13 protein-coding genes are annotated in these 22537 nt (G+C 57.2%); 1 reads left to right on the forward strand and 12 read right to left on the reverse strand.

Features of this window, described 5'->3' with window-relative positions:
* Nucleotide 1: 1 nt before the first annotated feature.
* Nucleotides 2-961: a hypothetical protein gene (locus NZ823_02730; GenBank protein MCS6804040.1), complete on the forward strand. Its 960-nt coding sequence runs from the start codon at nt 2-4 to the stop codon at nt 959-961.
* 108 nt (nt 962-1069) lie between these two features.
* Here the strand turns inward: NZ823_02730 and NZ823_02735 are convergent, their stop codons facing one another.
* From NZ823_02735 to NZ823_02790, 12 genes are all read right to left on the reverse strand, one after another.
* Nucleotides 1070-1846: a SurA N-terminal domain-containing protein gene (locus NZ823_02735; GenBank protein ID MCS6804041.1), complete on the reverse strand. Its 777-nt coding sequence runs from the start codon at nt 1844-1846 to the stop codon at nt 1070-1072.
* A gap of 190 nt (nt 1847-2036) precedes the next feature.
* Nucleotides 2037-4970 (reverse strand): outer membrane protein assembly factor BamA, encoded by a 2934-nt coding sequence (gene bamA / locus NZ823_02740; protein ID MCS6804042.1) that lies wholly within the window; start codon nt 4968-4970, stop codon nt 2037-2039.
* Between the two features lie 103 nt (nt 4971-5073).
* Nucleotides 5074-9126, reverse strand: coding sequence for a translocation/assembly module TamB domain-containing protein (locus NZ823_02745; GenBank protein ID MCS6804043.1), 4053 nt, complete (start codon nt 9124-9126; stop codon nt 5074-5076).
* A 77-nt stretch (nt 9127-9203) separates the two neighbouring features.
* A complete protein-coding gene (cmk, locus tag NZ823_02750; protein MCS6804044.1) occupies nt 9204-9881 on the reverse strand; it encodes a (d)CMP kinase in 678 nt (225 codons plus the stop codon).
* Nucleotides 9878-10912 (reverse strand): aminotransferase class I/II-fold pyridoxal phosphate-dependent enzyme, encoded by a 1035-nt coding sequence (locus NZ823_02755; GenBank protein ID MCS6804045.1) that lies wholly within the window; start codon nt 10910-10912, stop codon nt 9878-9880. The genes cmk and NZ823_02755 overlap by 4 nt, the downstream gene beginning before the upstream one ends.
* Nucleotides 10913-11905: 993 nt before the next feature.
* The gene (locus tag NZ823_02760; GenBank protein MCS6804046.1) at nt 11906-12850 is read right to left on the reverse strand and encodes an MBL fold metallo-hydrolase; all 945 of its coding nucleotides are present in this window, start codon (nt 12848-12850) and stop codon (nt 11906-11908) included.
* Nucleotides 12851-12942: 92 nt separating this feature from the next.
* Nucleotides 12943-14727: an acyl-CoA dehydrogenase family protein gene (locus NZ823_02765; GenBank protein MCS6804047.1), complete on the reverse strand. Its 1785-nt coding sequence runs from the start codon at nt 14725-14727 to the stop codon at nt 12943-12945.
* 79 nt (nt 14728-14806) lie between these two features.
* Nucleotides 14807-15988, reverse strand: a complete 1182-nt coding sequence (locus NZ823_02770; protein ID MCS6804048.1) for an acetyl-CoA C-acyltransferase — start codon at nt 15986-15988, stop codon at nt 14807-14809.
* Nucleotides 15989-16004: 16 nt separating this feature from the next.
* Entirely contained in the window at nt 16005-18413 is a 2409-nt protein-coding gene (locus NZ823_02775) for a 3-hydroxyacyl-CoA dehydrogenase NAD-binding domain-containing protein (GenBank protein MCS6804049.1), read from the reverse strand.
* Between the two features lie 60 nt (nt 18414-18473).
* Nucleotides 18474-20276 (reverse strand): long-chain fatty acid--CoA ligase, encoded by a 1803-nt coding sequence (locus tag NZ823_02780; protein ID MCS6804050.1) that lies wholly within the window; start codon nt 20274-20276, stop codon nt 18474-18476.
* Nucleotides 20277-20284: 8 nt separating this feature from the next.
* Complete coding sequence (locus NZ823_02785) at nt 20285-20929, reverse strand: TetR family transcriptional regulator (protein MCS6804051.1); 645 nt, start codon at nt 20927-20929, stop codon at nt 20285-20287.
* 442 nt (nt 20930-21371) lie between these two features.
* Nucleotides 21372-22157: a porin family protein gene (locus tag NZ823_02790; protein MCS6804052.1), complete on the reverse strand. Its 786-nt coding sequence runs from the start codon at nt 22155-22157 to the stop codon at nt 21372-21374.
* Nucleotides 22158-22537 lie beyond the last annotated feature (380 nt).

The following is a 22537-nucleotide window of genomic DNA, read 5'->3' on the forward strand; positions in this document are numbered from 1 at the left end:
CATGAGTCATGAGCACCGCAGTTATATCTCCTTATATCGAATCGCGCTGTGGTGTAGCGTTGGAGCAATCATCTTGCTGGTGGCTCTTGCGCCGGCGCTGTGGCCCGCTGGTCCTGCGTCAGCCGACGTGGATCAGGCATCGGTCTGCCAATTCAATCGGCCCAGTGATGTCGCCAGCGATGGCGTGGGCAATCTCTATGTTTCTGATACTGACAACGGCCGCGTCGTGATGATCAGTGGCGGCCAGGCCCGCATTGTCGTGGGCAGTTTGCTCAAGCCGTGGGGTCTGGCGGTTGATCGTCAGCGCAATTTGCTCTATATCGCTGAGCACGGCCGCGACCGCGTCCTGTGCGTCAATCTGGGCAACTATGCCGTGTCGGTGTGTGTCTCTGGAATCCTGAAGCAGCCGACCGGCTTGGACGTTGACACCTTTGGCGGCCTGTATATCGCCGACACAGGCAACAATCGTATTCTCTATCGCGCGGCGACCGGCCGGATATGCCCGGTCAGTCCCGATCCGCAGTTCACCCTGAATCGTCCGCACGCTGTGGCGGTGAGCTTGACCGATCTGTTTATTGCTGACACAGGCAATAATCGAATCATCCGTCGCAATCCGGGCTGCGATGCGGCCCCCGCCTCAATCTTGGCCACAGGCGCGTTCATGTTGAACCAGCCGAGCGATCTCGTCATATTGACAACCGGATTGTATATCGCTGATGCCTGTCACCGGGTTCTACGGATTGATCTGCAACGTATCACGCTGCCAGTTGCTGGCGGTGGCGTGCTTGGTTGCCAGAGCGGCTTGGCCGGCGATGGTGGACCAGCCGTTCTGGCCTTGTTGAACGACCCCAAAGGCCTCGGTAGCGTGATGGGCAGCTTACTCATTGCCGACACAGGCAACAACCTCGTTCGACAAGTTGATCTGTTGGCCGGACTGATTAGCGCCGTCCCTTGCCAGTGAGCAACCAACCGGGCTTCCCGGTTCCGTCCGGTTCAAAAACGTGTGCATGAACGGACAGAGAAGTAATCGGCGTGATGCGTCAGTCTGTTTGCTTGCAGGCCATCCGGCTCAATACTCAACAAGCCGGACGATCTCGGCCCGCAGGCGAGCTTCCTCAAACCAATCATTCAAATCAGACTGGACTTTATCTTCTACGATGGTCTGTTCAATCACGCTCCGCAGTTTCTCATCCAGCGGCGGAGGCGTTTCACCACGCTCTTGCAGGAGCCGCGCCACGCGGCTCTGGTAGTAGGTTTGAATCTCTGCGTCGCTCACAAGCACGAATGAGCGGAAGCGAAATTCAATGAATTGCAGAATGATCAACTGCTGCCGCACGCGCTGTTGTAAAGCCGGCCCATCCAGTCCGACAGCTTCCAGCCGACGACGAAAGACTGATTCTGACGGAAATTGTCTGACGAGCTCGGCAATGAATCGGCTGATGTCTTCTGGTCTGACATCAATGGCCGGTAGTTTCTGTGCCTCTTGATAGAGCAGTTGCTGGTCAATGGCTTGTTCCAGCCGCAATCGCTTAGCGCGATTGGTGAACGTTCCTTCGGGCTGCTGCGGGTCCAGCGCCATCAGCCAGAGCAAATCGCTTTCGGTGATCGGCTCGCCGTTGACGAGAGCGACGAGCCGATCCACGAGAATGACGGATGGTGGATGACGCATTGCGGATTGATGGGTTCCATCTTGGCCGGTGCTTGCATGGCCAACTAGCATCATGCAGATGATCATGCTCATACCAATTGCGAAGGGAAAGACCACGTTCATGAAGCCAAAAAACATGCCAAGAGCTGAACTGACCGAGCAGCGATCTGCGAGCTTCACTCGCCGTTTGTGTGACATGATCCATCTCCTTCAACAGACTGCTCGGCACGTCTGGCCGAAGCGAGACTCAGCCGTCGCTCACGCGACGATACGCTGGTGAGGGCTCTGTCCACCATGCACTGAAGCGCACGGCTACAGTCACTGCGCCGCTCCGCAGCCATCGCCTGATCTTTCTTCATGCTCGTTTCTCCTCATCATGGATCCACCATCAGAACGGTGGACCGAAGTTGAAATGGAACCGCGTGCGCGGCACTAACGGCTCGCGCTTGACCAACAACCCCACGTCGAATCGCACCGGTCCGACCGGTGTCTTGAGTCGTAAGCCAAATCCGACGGTATGACTCATCTTTCTCCATTCGATGTCAGAAACTTTCGCAAATACGTTGCCGCCGTCATAAAACAGGGCTGCGCCAAGTCCCACCCGTCGCCACAGTGGGAATCGCAGTTCAGCATTAATGATGGTCAGCGCGTTGCCGCCGATCGGCTGTGTTTGGCCGGGCCGACGAGGATTCAGTTCACGGGGACCGGCGTTTTCAAAGCTGAAGCCGCGAAGCGTCGTCGAGCCGCCGGCGAAGAAGCGTTCACTGATCGGAATGGTTGTTGAGCGGCCGAACGGGTCGGCCAATCCGATCCGCACGTTGGTGGCCATCACGGTTGAGCCGAGCGGCAACTGGTAGTAGCGTTGATGCTCGGTGAAGAACCGAACAAAATTCTCGTCACCGCCCAGTTGGTCGGCAGCGATGGAAAAATCCAAGGTGGTGTAATGGCCGCGCGTCGGATCGAGCGCCGAGTCGCGTTGATCCCACAGCAGCGAACCGGAAAGTCGCCCGATCTTGGCCGTCGTGTCCTGGCGTCGCAAGCGTTCGGGATCAGTGACCTCAGAGATGATGACATTGCTGAAGCTGTAGCGCACGATCAGCAGTCGTTCATTGGAGAATTGCCGTTCGACTTGCAGCAGTCCGGTGAGCCGATTGGCATCGAATGGATCGCGCTCTTCGCGCTGATAAAAGGCCGAGGCCAACGTAGCCCATCGGTAACCAAACGGTCGCGGATTGGTGAAGGATAATTGACCCAGTTGTTCACGCCGACTGACCCGCGCGCGAAACGAGCCGGTATAGAGTCGGCCCAGCAAGTTCGTATTGGTAATTTCGAATAATCCGCGCGGTCCATCATCGGTGCGAAACCCGCCGCCGTATGACATCACATAGCGAGGCGCTTCAACCAGCTCAATGACCACATCTCGTTGATCAGGGGAGGGAGCCGGCTCTTTGTTGATGACAATGCGGCGAAACGCGCCGGTTGCGTAAAGGTCTTGTTCGGTCGTGATCAAGCGTTCATTCACCAGCCATTGGTTCTCCTGAAACGCGAGAAAGCGTCGCAAGCCACGTTCTGTCGTCCGCGTGTTGCCGCGAAACAGAATGCGATGGATCGTCAATTGCGGCCCTTCGCTGATGTTGAACGTGACGCGCGCCTGAGCGTTCTCCGATTGTGGGAATTCGACCTGCACGTCAACGCGAGCTTCGGCATAGCCGCGCGAGCTGTAGAGGGCGGCCAGCCGGGTCGCATCCTCATTCAATCGCGGCTGCGACAGCGGATCGCCTGCGTTCAAGCTGAGCTGCGCCATGAGTTCCGCCGAAGAGATGGCTGTGTTGCCGTTGAACGCGATGTTTGTGATGACGCTCTGCTGACCGGCTGCCACTACGTAGATGATGATCAGGTCCTCACGGTTGAGCGCAATCGAAAGGCGCGTCTCACGGACACGAGCGTTGAGGTAGCCCCGCGCGCGCAGGTGCTCGACGATGACTCGTTGATCCGTCTCAATCAATTCTCGGCTGGTCAGTCCACGGCTGAAAAGCCCACCAGGACGCGAACCAAGGTTTTGCTTGAGTGTCTCATACGAGAGCGACTCAGCGCCTTCGATACGAATCTGCTTCAGGTTGTAGATGCCGCCCGTGTCAACCTCGTAGCTGATGACGACGCGATCATCTGTTGATTGGACCGGCGCCAGTGTGACTTCAGCGAAGAAGTATCCCCGGCGTTGCAGATAATCAATCAGCTTGAGGCGCCCTTCTTCCAGCGTCGCCGGATCAATGCCGCCACTCTCGAACATGGGGAAAATGATCCGCGTGTCTGATTTCGGAATGCTGAAGCCTTGAATCTGGACATCAACCAGCGGCCCGGAATCAATCGGGATGGTAATGGTCACGTCGCCCCGCTCGCGGTCGGGTCGAATGCGTGGCGTGCTGATGCGCGGCGCTAAGTAACCTTGTTCGATGTGCAGCCGTCGAAGGCGTTCGATGTCTTCTTGCAGCATGGTCTCGCTATACGGCGCTCCAGCTTGCAGGCGGAACGCTGACAAAACACGCTGCCGATCGAGTTTCAACGGACCGTCAAATTCTATTGTCTTGACCGTCGCTCGTGGTCCGGCGGTGACCTTGAACGTGACCAGCGCGCGTCGTCCGCCGGATTGAACCTTGAGATCGTAGGCGACGCTCGCCGTGAAATAACCGAGGCTGTTGTGGTACTGGACGATGTCGTCGGCTGCGCGATTGAGCAGAGTTGGCGTAATGCGCGTGCCGGGCTCCAGTGGCGGCAGGCGCCGGCGCAGCTCGTCAAGCCGCTCCTCTGCGACGCCATCAAACGAGACACGCTCGAGCAAGGGCACGGGCGTGATGTTGAATGTGAGGAGCAAACCTGTCGGCGTTTGTTCTGCGTTGACAACGACGTTGGCCGCATTGCCCGATTTGATCAAGCGAATGATGCTCTCGCGCACCGTTGGCAGGTGAAGCCGATCGCCTGAGCGAATTCCTATCAGATCGGCCAGATACGCCTCATCTTTAGTGATCGGCGCCTCGCCGTAGAGAACGAGAACTTGACTGACTGGTCGGTCTAAATATGGCGTGAAGTCTGACGATTGGGCAGCAGCGGCCAGGAGCCAGCAGCCAGCGGCCAGGAGCCAGAAGAGAGAAGTCAGGAGCCGGGAGCTAGGAGTCAGCAGCCGGGAGCTAGCAGTCAGGAGCCGGGAGACAGGAATCGGGAACCAGAAGAAAACTAATCGGCGTTTTCGAGAATCAACCCGACCAGGATGACGATGGCTGATGCGCGCCGCCAGAGCAATGCCTCTCGCCGTGAGCGTCTTCATTCTACGTTCTGGCTCCCGCTAAAGAGATCCGGCCAGCCCCTTCCGTTTTTCCTGCTACCGCGCGTCTTCATTCTACGTTCTGGCTCCCGCTCCTGGCTTCTGCTTAAAAACGCCTGCGCAGACGGACATCAATGCTGAACTGACCTTTTTCATCTCGCGAACCCACCAGATAAAAACGATCCGTTAACTTATATTCCACGATGACAATCGGCTCTTCATTAGAGGCGACGTTGATGGAGTATTGGACGGATAGGTCTTTGGTAATCTGTTGTCCGATGGTGATGCGAGCCGTTGGGTCAGCGCCGCTGCCTGTCAACAGCGGTTCGATTTGAAACCGGTTGATGCCAAAAAACCGTTGCCGCGCGATGCGCTGCTCCAGTTGTTGCGACAACGCTTCCGACAGCAGGCTGGTCACGACGCCGATGTTCGATTGTGTCGCTGTTTGCGCCGTCTGCGTCGCTGTATCTACGCGACCCGTTGTGATGAGCGCGAAAACGGCTTCGGTGGGCAGCGGCGGTTCAGAACGCAGCGTCGGTTTAAGCCGACTCGGCGTGCCGGAAAATCCGAGGAAGACTTGATACCCGCTGATCTCAGCGGCGGCCTCGATGTTGAATCGCAGCTCCTGATTGGGCGACGCAGGAAACTCAAATGTTCCAACGTTGATTTGGTACTCGCGATTTTGTAATTCAACTGTGCCTTGGATGATGCTAGCCCGTCCTGACAGCGTCGGCTGGTTGAGCGTGCCGCCCAGATGCAACCAGGCGCTGCTTTGGGCATTCACGAAGTTGTTGCGAATGAAGACAGAATCGGTTGCTTGAAGGCGTATGTCCAGCGCCAACGCTGGCAGCGCAGCTTCTCTGCTGCCGGGGAGTATGCCCGACCATGGCGCTCTGCCCAGTAGCCACTGGGTGAAGTCCACATCTTTGGTATATTGGGCGCGTTGGACGTTGACCAGCCCACTCAAGATTTGCAATTGTCGGCTGCCTTGCAATTGTAACTCACCGTTGAGCACGGACTGCCAGCCGTCGGGATAGCGCACGTTGACGCTTTCGGCGCGGATATTGAAGTTCCATCGCTGCGGTTGAAATTCTCTGGCCAGCAGCCCGCCATCAATACTCACCTGCCCATCATTGACCTTCCCGACGAAGCGTTCCAACAGCAAACGGTCCTTGGTAAACCGTGCTGTTCCCTTGCCCTCAGCGAGTGCCAGCGGAACGTTGACCAGCCGCGCACTGGCGTTTTCAATCTCGGCTGTGCCGCTCATGGCTGGTTGGCTCAACGTGCCGCGAATGGTGGTATGCAGCCGCGCCTGCCCGCCGGTAAACAGACCCGGATAGGCCGCGCCGAGCATCTGGAGATTAACAGCGCCTTCCACAATCATATTCAGTTGAGCCTGCCCCAACGAGCCGCCCCGCTGCATCATCGGCTCAACATCCACAGCGCCACTGAGCCGCAGCATCGTATTGTCGCCCTGGAATCGAACGGGCGCCACTTCAACACGCGATTGTTGCATGCTCAGGATCAAGGGCTCTTGGTTGTTGAGTCGAAAGTTGCCGATGGCGACCTGCGCCTGTGTCAACGTGGCTGTCAACCGCCGGCGCTCAGGAAAGACCAGCGGGTACGCCAATTCGATCTCTCCACTCAACGTCAGGCCGAGCGCCTCCGGCGCGCCCAAGAGCCGGAGATATGGCGTCGCGTCCAGTTGCGTGAGGTGAGCGTGCATGCTGAGCGGCTGCGCTGGGTCGCTCAGGTCCAATCGCCCTGTCAATGTTTGTCGTTGCTCAAACAGTTCTGAGCGCACGTTCCAGCGAATATCACCGCGCGCCGCGCGAAGCTCGCCGCGAAGCGTGCCGGCTTGTTTCCCCGCGATGGTCAATCCGGTGAGCTGAAAATCTCCTTCCAGAGCCGGCTCAGCCAAGTTGCCGCTGCCGGAAAGCTGAAAACTCAATCGTCCGGTCAATGGGTAACCGCGCGCTTCCAGCTCGTCATCGAACCGTGAAATATCCAGATCAACGCCGCGTGCCGCGAGTGAATAGGCGCGCGACTGCGGCTGATACGAGCCTGCCAGCGTGATGATGTTGGGGCCACGCTCCAATTTGAGCTGCTCGATCTGATAGCCAGTCTCAGTCGCCAGCACAGTGGCGGTCAGCCGATCGAAGGCCACCGTGAACTGCGGCGGTTGCAAGCGGCCTTTGACAACGGTTACATCAATGCGCCCACGAGGGGCATGTGGCAAACCGGTCAGATCAAACTGGCCGGTGGCAGCGCCTGTCAGCGGGATGCTCAAGCCGATACGGTTCATCCACGAGCGCACGTCCAGGTTGTTGATCTGACCACGAAGCGTCAGCCCGCCAAGCTGCATTGCTCCGGTTTGAAACGATGCTAATTCGATGCGCGCGCCGTCGTCGAATGTCGCCGATGTGTTGGTCAATGTGACAACGCCGGCTCGATACTCGACGTCGGCCTGCCCTGCCATGAGCCGCCCTGAGGTTAGATCGAGCTCGCGGATCGTTCCTGTGCCAGCGAGCGTGAGCTGATGGCCTCGACCTTGAATGCGACCGGAAAAGTGGCCGCGGCCAGACAGCGCCGTGACTGCGCCCTGCGTCAGTTGACTGAGATCAACGCCGAGCGCTTCCAGCATACGGTTTTGTTCGGCCAGATTCTCAAACTCGGCGTCCAGTTGCAGGTCCATCGCGCCGTTCCAGGCAATCGTGCCGGCTGCGGTTACTTGCGTTGAACCAAGTTGAATGTTTGAACGGGCGACGCTCAATCCGCGTCGCGTCACGTCCACGTCGGCTGCGCCGCTGACCGGTAGGAATTCGCCAGCACCAGGGCTAGGGGGTTCAATGCTGACGCGCGCGCGCCCGACGAGTTGCCCAACGTTGGTGGCCGGCCATTGAACTCGAACCTGAGCGCTGAGACGACCGTCCAGAGGGAGTTGCTGCCGGATGATCTTGGTGACTGCTTGGCGCACATTGAGCGCGCGCAATGTCGCGTCAACTGTTGATGTGCCGTGCAACGCAATGGTGGCATCGCCGGCCACACTGCCGTGAAGCGTCGTGGCCGAAAAACGGCGGATTTCAATTTCCTTCGGCGTCACATAGACCAGACCGCGAAACCCCTCCAACTGAACGAAGCCGACCTGAATCAACCGGGATTGTAGCGATCCCTGCCATTCCAAAATGGCTGCGTCGGATGCTGGCGCGGCGTCGGCTGTGCCGCCTTCGCCGTCAAATCGCAGCTCAGTCGCGCGTATGCCGGTCACATCAAGTCGGGGAGCAGCAACGTATCCTTTGAAGCGAAATTCTTTTTCTTCACCGGTGATCTTCCCATTCAGTTCGGCAGTCCCGCTCAACGAGGCAGCAGGGCTTAGCTGGCGCATCAACTGAGTCAGATCAACGGTGGAGGCCAGCGACAGCTCATAGCTCGGTTTGCTCCAGTTGTGCACGGCGCCGCTGATGAGCGCATCGGCGAATGAATTGACGATGCGGCCGCGCTCGATGCTGGCTCCATCTCGTGTCAAGAGCACGTTCAATTCAAGAGCAAGGTTATCCAGGCGACGTTGATCCAGTTGCAGGATGACACGATCAGAGTTCACTCTCAATCGGGTTGCCTGTTGTTCTGGTTCAACGCCGATTTGCAAAGCCTGCGCTTGGCCGCTCACACGAGATGGCTGATGATTGAAAACAACAGCGCCATCATCAATCACGATGCGCCCAATTTCGATGTCAGGTTCATCAGGGGCGCGCCGCTTCCTCAACGGCGACAGGTCAATGCCGGTCAGATTTGAGCCTCCTGCCTCATCGAAGATCAGATTGACGGTGGGATTGGCGAGCGTCAACTGGTTAAGTTCAAAATGACGGCTGAACAAATCCAGGATTCGAATCTTGATCTGTAGATGCGCGAACTCAAAAAACGGCGTCGCCTGCTGGCCAACGAACAGCCGACCAGGTCCAATCTGCGCCGTTCCCTGAAACACATTGACGTCAACCTGCTCGATCTCGGCGCGGATGTTCAGTTTGGTCAATTCGCGTTGGATCAGGCCGGCGACGTAGCGGTCGAACCCGCTGCTGCTAACCCAGCCCAGCAGCGCGAGCACGCCAAGTGCAGCCACCAACACAATCACTACGAGCGTTTGAAAGACTCTCTTCCACATCAGTTGCTAGATGATAGTGAACGGCCTTCGAGGGGGCAACGGAGGCCGGTAAACTCAGCCCGATTCGGATGCTACATTCATCGGCAGCGTTGGATGGCGGCGAGCATCTGTTCGACGACCTCTTCAACAGTCATCTCGGACGAATCAATGTAGATGGCATCCTCGGCGCGTTGCAGCGGCGAAACAGCTCGCTTGCTATCGCGGCGGTCGCGTTGTTGGACTTCGTCGCGCGCCTGCTCAATCGTCAAGCGCCGCCCGCGACTCAGTTCTTCAGCCATGCGACGTTCGGCACGAACATCAAGCGTAGCGTCCAAATAGAATTTGACGTCAGCGTGAGGAAAGACCTGTGTGCCAATGTCACGTCCGTCCAGCACGACGCCGCCCGGCTGGCCCATGCGTCGTTGCTCAGCGACGAGCGCGTGTCGCACGCCAGCGATGGTGGAAATCTGTGACGTCGCTTCGCTGATCTGTTGCGAGCGGATAAGCTCGGTGACGTCCTGACCATCAATCAACACGCGCAGATTATCTGGCTCGCCTTGTAACACGATGCGCGATGTTTCGGCCAACCGTGTCAATCCTGCTTCGTCGTCTAGTGACAGGCCCAATTGCAGCACCTTCCAGGCCAACGCACGGTACATCGCGCCCGTGTCAATGTAAGTATAGCCGAGCCGTTTGGCCAGGCGCCGGCTCACCGTGCTTTTGCCCGCACCGGCGGGTCCATCAATAGCAATGATGAGTTTTCGATCAGCGCTCATGCGTGCACAATATCGGAGATGATCTTCAGCGCCGCCAGGCAATCCTCGCGCGACACGTCGTAATGAGTCACCATGCGCATCTGGCGCGGATTGATGCCGTTGGCCAAGACACCACGTTCTTTGAGCCGTTCGGTGAACTCGGTCGTGTGCAGGCCTGTCTCGCCGATGTCAAAGATGACGATGTTGGTTTGCACCGCTTCGGGATCAAGATGAATGCCGCGCATCTGGGCCAGCCCTTCAGCCAGCAGACGAGCATTCGAGTGATCCTCATGGAGCCGCCACGGCATTTTTTCCAGCGCAATCAATCCTGCCGCTGCCAGCACGCCAACCTGACGCATGCCGCCGCCAAGCAACTTTCTGAAGACGCGCGCCTGCTCGATGAATTCGCGGCTGCCGAGAATCAGTGAACCGACCGGCGCGCCAAGTCCTTTCGACAGACAAAACATGACAGAATCAAATGGTCTGGTCAATTCAGCGACCGATTGACCAAGCGCCACGGCTGCGTTGAAGATGCGCGCGCCGTCCAGATGAACCGGCAAACCACGCGCGTGCGCCTTCTGGCAGATCTCATACATCCGTTCTTTTGACATGACAGTGCCGCCGGCCATGTTGTGCGTGTTCTCTAAACAGATGAGGCCTGTTTGAGTGCAGTAATAAATTGGCGGACGAATAGCGGCTTCGATGGTCGGCCAGTCAACGATGCCGCTTTCGCCACGAATTGGACGAGGCAACGCGCCGGAGATCACCGCCATCGCGCCCATCTCGTAATTGTAGATGTGCCCGTCTTGTTCGACGATGACCTCTTGCCCTGGTCGCGTGTGAAGCTTCACGCAAATTTGATTGCCCATCGTGCCTGACGGCACAAACAGGGCCGCCTCTCGCTCAAAAATTTCCGCTGCACGCTCTTGGAGCCGATTGACAGTTGGGTCTTCCAGATATACATCGTCGCCAACCTCGGCTTGTGCCATCGCCGCACGCATTTCCGGCGTCGGGCGCGTGACTGTGTCACTGCGTAGATCAATCAGTTTCATGACTCACTCCTCAGAAAAAGTGGCACAGGCGTTCCCCGCCCGTGGTGTTTTTCATTGTTTCTGGGCATCGTCTAGACGGCATATAGAACTCCTCTGAAGAATGTGGCACAGGCGTTCCCGCCTGTGCGCCATTTTCATGCTTCGTGGCGTGCGTTTGCACACGGGCGAGTCCTGACTTTATCTTGGAGTGCGCCGGCAGAGCCAAGCGGCGACGGCGCTTTCTGTCCCGACACTGCGCACCAGCCCAAAGCGGCGTCGCGCCCTGCGGGCTTGCCGCCGCACTCCAAAACGTATGCTCCCCTGAAATAACATTTTCATCCTTCGTGGTGAACGTAAGTTCATGGGCGATTCCTCTGAAAATAGTCCACGAAACACACGAACCTCACGAAAGAATTCTATTTTCATCGTTCGTGGCGTGCGTTTGCACACGGGCGATTCCTCCGAAAACGTTCAAGGTCAGCGTGCGACGGAGGCGCAAACAGCAGGTCGCCAGACGTGCAATGTCTGGAACAACCGATCGAACCAGAGCGGCGCGCTGCAGGCACGCCCAGCCACGGGTGTTCGCGGCGAGCAGCTCACCTGCACGAACGATCTCATGGGAGAACTGCTGGCGCCTCTCCAAGGCGCCTTGGGAATTGGGGATGATGTCCAACCCAGACGTGTCACGTCTGGCTACCCTCTGGCGGCGTCTACCGACGCTGCTTCCCGAGCTGGCTCCTCTAGAAATAACCATTTTCATGGTTCGTGGCGAGCGTAAGCTCATGAGCGATTCTCCGGCTAAGAAAAGTATCGGGTTCGCGCGAGCGCGTCAAGCAACCGGGACACAGGCCATGCATGGAAACGCTGTTTGTCACCAGAATCAACGCATCCATGCAGAATCGCTCGCCCTGCGAGTGCAGCGAGCGGCCAGCAGGGCTATATTGTCAGACGCGCCGGTAGTGCTCTATCCCGTAAGCCCTGCAACGATACGGAGGCAGCACATTTGCTACATTGTCAGATCCGGAGGTAGTAATCTATCCCATCCTGCTCGTCGCGCTTCAATTTGCCTTGCTCGGTGGCCCAATCCAGATGGGCGCTGGTTTCTGATAGAGCGAGGAACCGCTGCTCTTCACGCGCTTCAGGAAACAGACGAAACGAGAGTTCCCACGCTGTCGCCGCCTGCGGCGGAAAGAGCTCAAGCAATCGCGCTTGCCGCTGCCGCGCATGGTGCAAGCTGGCTGTGTAGTATGCCTGCATGTCGTTGACGTCTTCTCCGTGACCGGTGTGAACACGAGTCGGTCCCAAGTCACGCAGTCGAGCGAGCGTGTCGAGATACATGGCCAGAGAAGGGAACCGGCGTTCGGGATTTCTTGGGTCCGGGTTAATAATCGGATTGGGCGATACGCGCTTCAAGATGGTGTCCCCGCCGATCAACAGGCGCTTGCCTTCATGCCATAAGCACAGATGCCCCGGTGTGTGCCCCGGTGTGTGCAGCACGCGCCACGACTCTGACGCAAACGAGATTTCATCGCCTTCGCGGAGCAGTTGTATATCCGTGACCGGTTGCATCAACCGGCGATGATATTCACGCCGCTGTTGCATCTGCTCGAGCGCGTCAGCCGGCACGCCGGCTCGGCGCAAGAGCTGATGACCGACCAGGAATCGCTGCTCACCAGTCAAGCGCGGCGCATCCCAGGGATGAACACACACAGCCGCGCCGGACATCTGCTGAATACGCGCTGCCAGCCCAGCATGGTCTTCGTGCGCATGAGTGATAATGACACGGCGAATCTGTTCAATGCGCAGTTTCAACCTGTCCAGTTGTTCGTTGAGCGAATCGAACGCTTCGTCTATGTTGGGACCTGTGTCAATCAGTGTAAGCGGGTCAGCTTCAATGAGGAACAGATTAACGGGGCCGATAGGAAATGGCGTGGGCACGCGCAATGTGTGAATGTTCATAGCTCAGTGATCGGGGATCAACCAAGCAGCGCTCAGCTTCCAGCTCGACGCGACGCCAGTTTGGTCGCCGGAAGGCCGAACGCTGCTGGCTGTTAAAGTGTGTATCGTCCTGCTTGCAACATCGTATCAGCCAAGTAACGTCGAGCGGCGACCGTGTTAATCGGCGTATGCTTGGTCAAGCGTCGGAGCGCGCCCAGCAGCATTTTCAATTCATCGCCTTCGGCCATCGCAGCCAACGCGCGATTGCCATGCGACTGGATTCGCTCGATCGCATCATTGATGTAAACGCGCGTGATCTGCAATGGCGCGCCATTGGCCGCCTCACCACGTTGAGCGATCAGTTTCTGCGTGCGCAGCAGCGCGCTTTCCATGGCGTAGATTTCCATCACCGTGTCGCTGATCGCGCCGACGATTTCTTGCTCTTCGGTCAGCGCCTCTCTGTATTTCTGCATCGCCGTGCCGGCCAGCAGTAGCGCCACTTTCTTGCTGTTGGCGACGATTTTCTTCTCCGCCGCCAACACCTGATCGGATTCTTCCTCCAGGCCGGGGAAGGCCAGCAGTTCATCACGCAGCGCCTTGGCCGCTGGAATCAATGGCAGGTCGCCTTTGATCGCGCGTCGCAGTAACATGCCGGTCGTCAACAGCCGATTGATTTCATTTGTTCCTTCAAAGATGCGATTGATGCGCGAATCGCGGTAGGCGCGCTCAGCCGGATACTCTTGACTGTATCCGTTGCCGCCGAAAATTTGCACCATCTCATCCACTACGTAATCGAGCGCCTCGCTGGCCATGACTTTATTGATGGCGCATTCGATGGCGTATTCCTCGATGGCGTCCATTTGCGCCTGTGTGTCGTCCACGTCAATGCCTTCGAGCGCCTCGTCAATCAACTTGGTGGTGCGGTAGACCATGCTCTCATTGACCCACGCGCGAATGATCATCTCGCCGAGCTTGTGCTTGATCAGGCCAAACTCGCTGATGGACCTGCCGAATTGGTGACGATCCTTGGCGTATTGCAGCGCGTAGTTAAACGCGACCTTGCAACCGCCGACCGCGCCAGCGGCCAGTTTTAGCCGTCCCAGGTTGAGGCTATTGAACGCGATTTTGTGGCCTTTGCCAACTTCGCCCAAGACGTTTTCAATCGGCACATGGACGTTATCCAGGTTGAGCGCGCAGGTTGACGAGCCTTTGATGCCCATCTTCTTCTCTTCCTTGCCGACGCTGAAGCCGGGCGTCTGCCGCTCAACGATAAAGGCGGTGAACTGCTCCCCGTTGACCTTCGCGAACACAATGAACAGATCGGCGAACGACGCATTGGTGATCCACATCTTGGTGCCGTTGAGCACGTAGTATTTGCCGTCCGGTGTCAGGTCAGCCCGTGTTTTCCCGCCCAGCGCATCGGAGCCGGCACCCGGTTCGGTCAGCGCATAGGCGGCGATCCATTCGCCTGTGCCCAGTTTGGGCAGGTATTTTCGTTTCTGCTCTTCCGTGCCGAAATAGATGATCGGTTCGGTCCCGATGCCCGTGTGCGCGCCATGCGTGGTATTGTATGAACCGACGCCGGCCAGCTTCTCCATGATCAGCATGCCGCTCATCTTGTCCAGGCCCAGACCGCCGTATTTCTCAGGGATGTTCGCCGCCAGCAGCCCCAACTTGCCAGCCTTTCGGACCAAGTCCAGTGTCAACTCGAAGTTCTGATGTTCGATCTCTTCAACGTGCGGGAGCAATTCGTTTTTCACGAACGCTTCCGTCGTTTGCGCGATCATGCGATGCTCTTCACTAAATTCTTCGGGAATGAACACCTGCTCGACCGGTGTGTCGGTCAGTAGGAATTCGCCGCCTTTGATACGGGTTGATTCACGTGTTGTACCTGTCATCGTCTTATGCCTCCATGAAAATCAGATGTCAGACATCGAACGCATCTGCTGCCTGATCCGCGATCATCTGATCGCTCAATTAGTCCGTTCGTTCAAAGATGCCGGCAGCGCCCATGCCGCCGCCGATGCACATCGTCACCATGCCATAGCGCGCCTGTCGGCGCTTCATCTCGTACAACAGCGATGCTGTCAATTTCGCGCCGGTGCAACCAAGTGGATGCCCAAGCGCAATCGCGCCGCCGTTGACGTTGATCTTGTTCAAGTCCAAATCAAGATACTTAATGACCGCCAATGCCTGCACGGCAAACGCCTCGTTCAACTCGATCAAGTCAATGTCGTCCATGCGCAATCCGGCCATCTGAAGCACACGGGGAATCGCCACCACCGGGCCGATGCCCATTTCTTCGGGTGCAACGCCGCCCAACGCAAATGCCACGAATCGGCCCATCGGCTTAAGGCCGAGCTGACTGGCGCGGTCGCGCGACATGACGACTACCGCGGCTGCTCCGTCGCTCATCTGCGACGAGTTGCCTGCCGTGACCGTGCCGTTGGCCGCGAACGCCGGTTTCAATTTAGCTAACGCTTCCAACGATGTATCCCGACGCGGCCCCTCATCCACATCAAACACGACCGACTCCACCTGGCGCTCGCCGTTGGCTGAGACCTGCTCGCGTTCAACCGTCAGCGGGACGATCTCTTCGACGAATTTGCCTGAATCAATCGCCTTGATAGCATGTTGGTGACTCCGATAAGCGAAGGCGTCTTGCTCCTGGCGCGAGATGTTGTACTTCTTCGCCAGATTCTCTGCGGTCAGGCCCATGCTCAAGTAGACATCGGGATAATGCTCGATCAGATAAGGATTCGGCGTGACCTTATTCCCGCCCCGCGGGATCATCGTCATGGATTCCGTGCCACCGGCCACAATGACATCAGCGAAACCACACATGATCCGCTCAGCCGCCAACGCAATCGCTTGCAAGCCAGATGAGCAAAACCGGTTGATGGTCATCGCCGGCACAGTATAAGGAATCCCTGCGCGCAAACTGGCGATACGCGCGACGTTCATGCCTTGCTCGGCTTCAGGCATGGCGCAGCCCATGATGACATCCTCAACCTCTTCAGGCTGCAATCCAGCGGCTCGTTTAATCGCCTCGTCAATGACCACCGCCGCCATATCATCAGGACGTGTGGTGCTTAATGTTCCCTTGTGAGCTTTGCCCACCGCCGTGCGTGCGACAGATACAATCACAGCTTCTCGCATAGTGATACCCTCCTGCTTAGTTCCTCAGTGGTTTGCCTGTCTTCAGCATGTGCTGAATGCGTTCCTGTGTTTTGCGTTCGGTGCACAATTGCACGAATGCTTCTCGTTCGAGGTCGAGGAAATACTGCTCGGGCATCGTCGTCGGCGATTTGATGTCGCCGCCGCAGAGCACCCAGGCAATCTTGTTGCCGATATGTTTGTCATACTCGCTGATGTAGCCAGCGCGGTACATCAGATGAATGCCCAGCTTGAGGGCAGCTAGCGCCGATTCACCGAGGACCGGGATGTCTGTTCGCGGTCTCGGCTTTTGATACCCTTGGCGGACCATCGCCAGCACCGTTTGCTTGGCGTCTTCAATCAGGCGATCTTTGTTCATCGTGATTTGATCGGTCGGACGCAAAAAGCCAAGCTGGCGCGCTTCGACGGCGCTGGTGCTCACTTTGGCCATGCCAATCGTTTCAAACACCGGCCTGACGTATGGCAACAGATCAACCTGCTCATCTTTCGGCGCGCAGTCCAGCGCCCGCAGCAGCATCTCTTTCGTACCACCACCAGCCGGCAGCAATCCGACGCCAACTTCGACCAACCCCATGTACAACTCAGCATGCGGTCGCACAGCATCAGCGTGCAACGCGATTTCACAGCCACCGCCCAGCGTCAATCCAAACGGCGCCACCACCACCGGCTTGTCGCTGTAACGCAACGCCATGTTGGCTTTTTGAAACGCGCGAACCGATAGATCAATCTCATCCCACTCGCCTTCTTGCGCGGCCATCAAGATCATCATAATGTTGGCGCCAACGCAGAAGTTCTCGGCCTGATTGCTGATGACCAATCCTTCGAATCGCTCGCCCACTTCTTTGACGGCGAAATTCATCATTTGAATCGTGTCGCCGCCAATCGCATTCATCTTGCTGTGAAATTCCAAGCAGGCGACGCCGTCGCCGATGTCAATCAAGCTGGCTGCCGCATTGCTCTTGATGACCTTCTGGCGGTCTTTCAACGAACGAAGCACAATGACGCCCGGACGCGGCGCGACCGGTTTATGGTGACCGGTCTTAAAATCGAAGTAGAAGGTTTCTCCCTCGCGCGTCTCATAGAATGACGTTTTGCCTGACGCCAACAGTTGTTCCACCAACGCCGGAATCGGACGGCCTTCCTCACGCAGCCGCTGCACCGACTTCTCGACGCCAATGGCATCCCAGACTTCAAACGGCCCCAGCTCATAGTTGAAGCCCCAGCGCATGGCGCGATCAATTTGCACGATGTCATCGGCAATCTCAGCAGCGCGATTGGCGGCATACAGCAACGTTTCACTCGTTGTCTTCCACAGAAATCGGCCGACGCGGTCGTCGCCGTAAACCAGCTTCTTCAGCCGCTCGCCCAGCGACTCAATACCCTTGGCTGCTTCCAGCGAAGGAAATGTTGGCTTTTGCAGCGGACGATACTCCATCGTGGTGTAATCGAGCGCCAGAATCTGTTTGCCATCGCCTGTCTTTTCTTTCTTATAAAATCCCTGGCCGGCTTTCTGGCCGATCCAGCCGCGTCGAACCATCTCTTGCAAGAAATCGGGCGGCACAAATAGGTTCCGTTTCTCATCGTCCGGCACGCTCTCGTAGAGGTTTCGCGCGACGTGCAGGCAAGTGTCCAATCCGGCCAGGTCCATTGTGCGGAACGTGGCGCTCTTGGCATGGCCGATAGCCGGCCCGGTCATGGCATCCACTTCCTCAATCGTATAGCCATCTTCGACCATCACACGAATGGCATGCATCGCCGCCAGCGTGCCGATGCGGTTAGCAATGAAATTCGGCGTGTCCTTGCAATAGACAATGTTTTTGCCCAATCGTCGTTCACTGAACTCGGCGATCCGCTCCACCACCTCCGGCAACGTATCGGGACCCGGAATGACTTCCAACAGCCGCAAGTAACGCGGCGGATTGAAAAAGTGTGTGCCCAGCAAATGCTGACGAAACTCTAATGAGAGCGCCTCGCCGATCTTCGCAATAGGAATGCCAGACGTATTGGAGGAAACAATGGTGCCAGGTTGGCGGACGGCTTCGACGCGGGCCAGCAATTGGCGCTTCACGTCCAGATTTTCCACGACGGCTTCGATGATCCAGTCGGCCTGCCGGAGCCAATCAAGATGGTCATCGAAATTGCCGGTGGTGATCAATGAGGCCAGTTCCGGCGAGAAGAATGCCGCCGGCTTGATGTTTTTCGCATACTCCAGACCCTTGTTGACAATGCGATTGCGAACCTGTGGCGAGTGTAAGGTGAGACCCTTGTGTTTTTCTTCGTCGGTCAGTTCCAGTGGAACCATATCAAGCAAAATCGTAGCAATGCCGGCGTTGGCCAAATGAGCGGCAATCTGCGCGCCCATGACGCCGGCGCCAAGCACAGCGGCTGTTTCGATGCTTCGTTTCATGATGCCTCCCTCTTGAAAGAGACCGGCGATGAGGGACATTCGTTAGTCCTCGCGCGCCGGTCAGTATGATACGGAACTGTCACCATAGAGCTTTTCGATCACGTCGCGGTACTGTTGCTCGACGACCTGACGCCGGACTTTCATCGTCGGCGTCAGTTGACCGTTCTGAACTGAGAACGGCTCGTGCAGCAACACAAATCGTTTGATCTGTTCGTGCCGAGAAAGCGTTTGATTCGAATCTTGGATGATCTGCTCGAACAGCTTGGCCACCTCAGGATGCGCCAGCAGCTCCTGCGGCTGGTGATAGGAAATCTGTTGTTGCTGGGCAAGCTGCTGAAGCAGCTCCATGTTGGGAACAATTAACGCCGAAGGGAACTTGCGCGCATTGCCAATGACGACAGCTTCGGCGACATAAGGATTCAGCTTGAGCCGTCCTTCAATCGGCTGCGGCGCAACATACTTGCCGCCACTCGTTTTGATCAAGTCTTTCTTACGGTCGGTGATCGTCAGGTAACCGTCCTCGTCTATCTGTCCAATGTCGCCTGTCCTGAACCAACCGTCTTCGGTAAACGCCTGTCGGTTGTCTTCGTCGCGCCGATAGTATCCTTGCATGACGTTCGGACCACGTACCAATACCTCACCATCCTCAGCAATGCGAACTTCCACGCCGCCGAGCGGCTGGCCTGATGTGCCGATGCGATTGGCGTCCGGCCGATTCAACGTAACGCCCGGCGACGTCTCGCTCAGCCCATACCCTTGAAGAATCTCAACGCCGGCTGCCCGAAAGATATACGCTAAATCCGGAGACAATGGCGCGCCGCCTGAAATGACACAGCGTAGACGATCCATCCCCAGACGCGGACGCCAACGCGAAAGCACCAGCCGATAGGCCAATTTGTATTGCCAGCGCAGTAACGGGCCAACCGCGCCGCGCGCGTGGCGCTTAGCATATTCCTTGCCAATGGCCACCGCCCACGAGAAGAGACGTTTCTTCAACGGCGAGGCTTGTTGAGCCAACGCAGCAATCTGTTCATAGATTTTTTCAAACACGCGGGGCACTGTCACCAGAACAGTCGGCCGAACCTCAAGCAAATTTCGCGGCACTGCTTCGAGGCTTTCGGCATAGTAGATTTGCACGCCTTGATGAAGGTAGCCATAGAACGCAGCGCGTTCAAAGATGTGCGAAAACGGAAGAAACGAGAGCGTGATGTCGTTGTCGGCGTAATTCAACACATCAGCCACCGCCAGCACATTGGAAGCAATGTTCCAGTGGGTGAGCATCACGCCTTTCGGCTCGCCCGTTGTGCCTGAGGTGTAGATGAGCGTGGCCAGGTCGGCGGGTTTCACCGCTTGCCATAATTGGTCGTACAAGTCGGGCTGGGCTGCGGCCAGAGCTACCCCGTCGGCTTGCAGCTTGCTCAGCGGCTCAAGCTGGTTGATGGCATCAAACGTCACCAGATGGCTCAACGCTGGCAGACGCGCCAGCACATCGCTGACACGCTCACGTTGTGCCGGTGTCGAAATGAATAATAACCGCGCCTCGGAATCGCGCAAAATGTACTCGACTTGAGCCGGCGCTTGTGTGGCGTAAATCGGGACTACGACTGCGCCCATCATCAACGCGCCCATGTCAGCCAGATTCCATTCCAGCCGATTTTCTGAAAGGATCGCCACGCGCTCGCCCGGACGAATACCTCGCGCATACAGGCCTAGCGCCACGGCGCGAACTTGCTCAGCCAATTGATCAGCCGAGACGGCATGCCACCGGCCTTCCTGCTTGTAATTCAGCCAATCGGTTTTGTGGCGATACCGCTCAATCGCCTGCGTGATAAGCTGATTGATAGTAATCGGCTGAGCTACCATCGCGAGCCTCATTTACGGCGCTTGCCGTCACCACCCGAAGGCGTTTGCACGCCGTTCAGAAACACATCAATCACTGGGTCGGCGAATGAGCCAAGGTCATAGTTCTTGTTGCTCAGAATCCAATTGGTGGCCATTTCGTCCAACGCGCCAAATAGGATTTTGGCGACCACCTTCGGATTGAGCTGACGACGGAACAAGCCTTGGCGCTGACCTTCTTCAATCGCCTGCCGAATGACGCCAAAGTATTCAGCCATCTTGGTGGCTGAAAACTGCTCCATGAATTTCGTGGATTGACGCAACTCCACCTGAAAGACAATAGCCAGGTCGCGGTCTGCGCCCAGACTCTCCAGGTGCATCCGGGCAATCGTACGAATTTTATCGCGTGGGTCTTTCAGCTTGGCAATGCGCGCGCGTCCCGCCGAGATGAATTCATCCATCATCTGGTTGACCAGCGAAATGAGCACATCGTCTTTGTTTTTGAAATAGAGATACACGGTGCCGTCAGCGACCCCCGCTTCATGAGCGATGTCAGCGACCTTGGAATTGAAGTAGCCGTTGCGGGCGAAAACGCGCGTCGCCGCCCGCAAAATGGCTGTGCGTTTATCGTTGACTTTGGCGGCCACCGCTTTAGCTGCTTTGCGTGCTGTTGCCACGAGCCTCTCCGTGTTGATTGAGCGTTACGAATTGAACCGCGTTGTCACTGAATGAATACTCATTCAGTGGCGCGGAAACTATACGGCAGACCGCATCAATTGGCAAGGGCACAAGTGTGATGAAGCAGAGCAAGCAGGCGAAATAGTCCCTTATCGGCTCCTTCGTCCGGGCGATCGGATAGGTGGTGAGGCATTCCTCCAACTCGCAGTGAGGGTGCTGACGGCTTGAGCGATTCCTTCGGTGCCCAGAGCGCCAACCACTTCTCACCGCCTGGTTCTTGATTCGCTCTTCGATTGTTCTTCCGATTTGAGTTTGGTCTCACGCTGTTGCGGAAGTTGCCTCAGCGGCTCATTATACGCATTGAGCCGCTCCTGGCTGCTGTGCAGAGAGACATCGTGTTGGGCTGAAATTTTTTGTCTGGCAGTGTCAGAAGCTTCTTTCTCAAAAGTGATAACTGAAACCGAAGACTCCATGATGTGAGCGCAGGAGCGACTGGGCCTTGCCAGCGAAGATTTTTCCGCGCTGCTGCGTCCGGGTGAATTTGTATTCTCCCAGCACGTATAGGCCGCGCCACAGGTGAACCTCTGCGCCGCCCGCGGCCTGCCAACCGACGCGCCCCACTTCATATTGTTGTTGCGACTGACCATCAATGCTGCTCTCGGTGTGAGGGAAAGTAGGCCCGATGCCGAACCGCCCGGCCAGGATGAAACGGCCTCTAGGATGCTCCCGACCGCGATCCACGCGATGGCGACCCACGAAGTTGAAGAGAAGAAGGTTCACCCCGTGTGAAACAGAGTACTGCTGCACGATCTGACCCAACGGCAGCTCACGATTGATGAACGCTCCACGATGCGTGCCTGTGGCCTGCACGCGCTGCTGCGGGTCAGAGAAGACCTTCAAATGAATGAACTCGGCCTCCACGCCAAGCCACGAGATTCGCGGCACGAAGTAGCCAACTCGATACCCGTAGTAAAGCGGTGGATCGAACGACTGGCCGTCATACCGAACGCCGTCGAACTCAATGTTCGTGCCCAGCGCCGGTTGCGAAATGCGGAGTGATGAAGACGCCGTGTGCGCGCCCCCAAGATAGCCAGCAACAACCCATTCTCCTCGATTCGCATCTTGGGCAAAACACGGCTGTGCGATGGACGATGCGCAGAGCAGAAAGATCAGTGCCAGCGCCGCTCTGCATAGAACACGGATGAGATGAATGTGATAGAGCCGCACTCTCCCTCCTTATCAGAATGTGGCGCAGGCATTCTTGCTTGTGCTGCTGAAAGAATGTGGCGCAGGCATTCTTGCCTGTGCTGCTGAAAGAATGTGGCACAGGCATTCTTGCTTGTGCTGCTGAAAGAATGTGGCGCAGGCATTCCTGCTTGTGCTGCTGAAAGAATGTGGCACAGGCATTCTTGCTTGTGCTGCTGAAAGAATGTGGCGCAGGCATTCCTGCCTGTGCTCCATCCTCATCTTGCGACGCCGTCGTAGGAACTCGATCCGCCTCATACGACAGCTCGTCTCGTGCTCGGAACGGCAGCGATGCGCAGTACTACTCAGTTCACGTTTGATCTGCCGCATTGGATAGTTCATGCAGACGTGCATTCCTCATG

This window comes from Blastocatellia bacterium (assembly GCA_025054955.1).
Classification (GTDB): domain Bacteria; phylum Acidobacteriota; class Blastocatellia; order HR10; family J050; genus JANWZE01.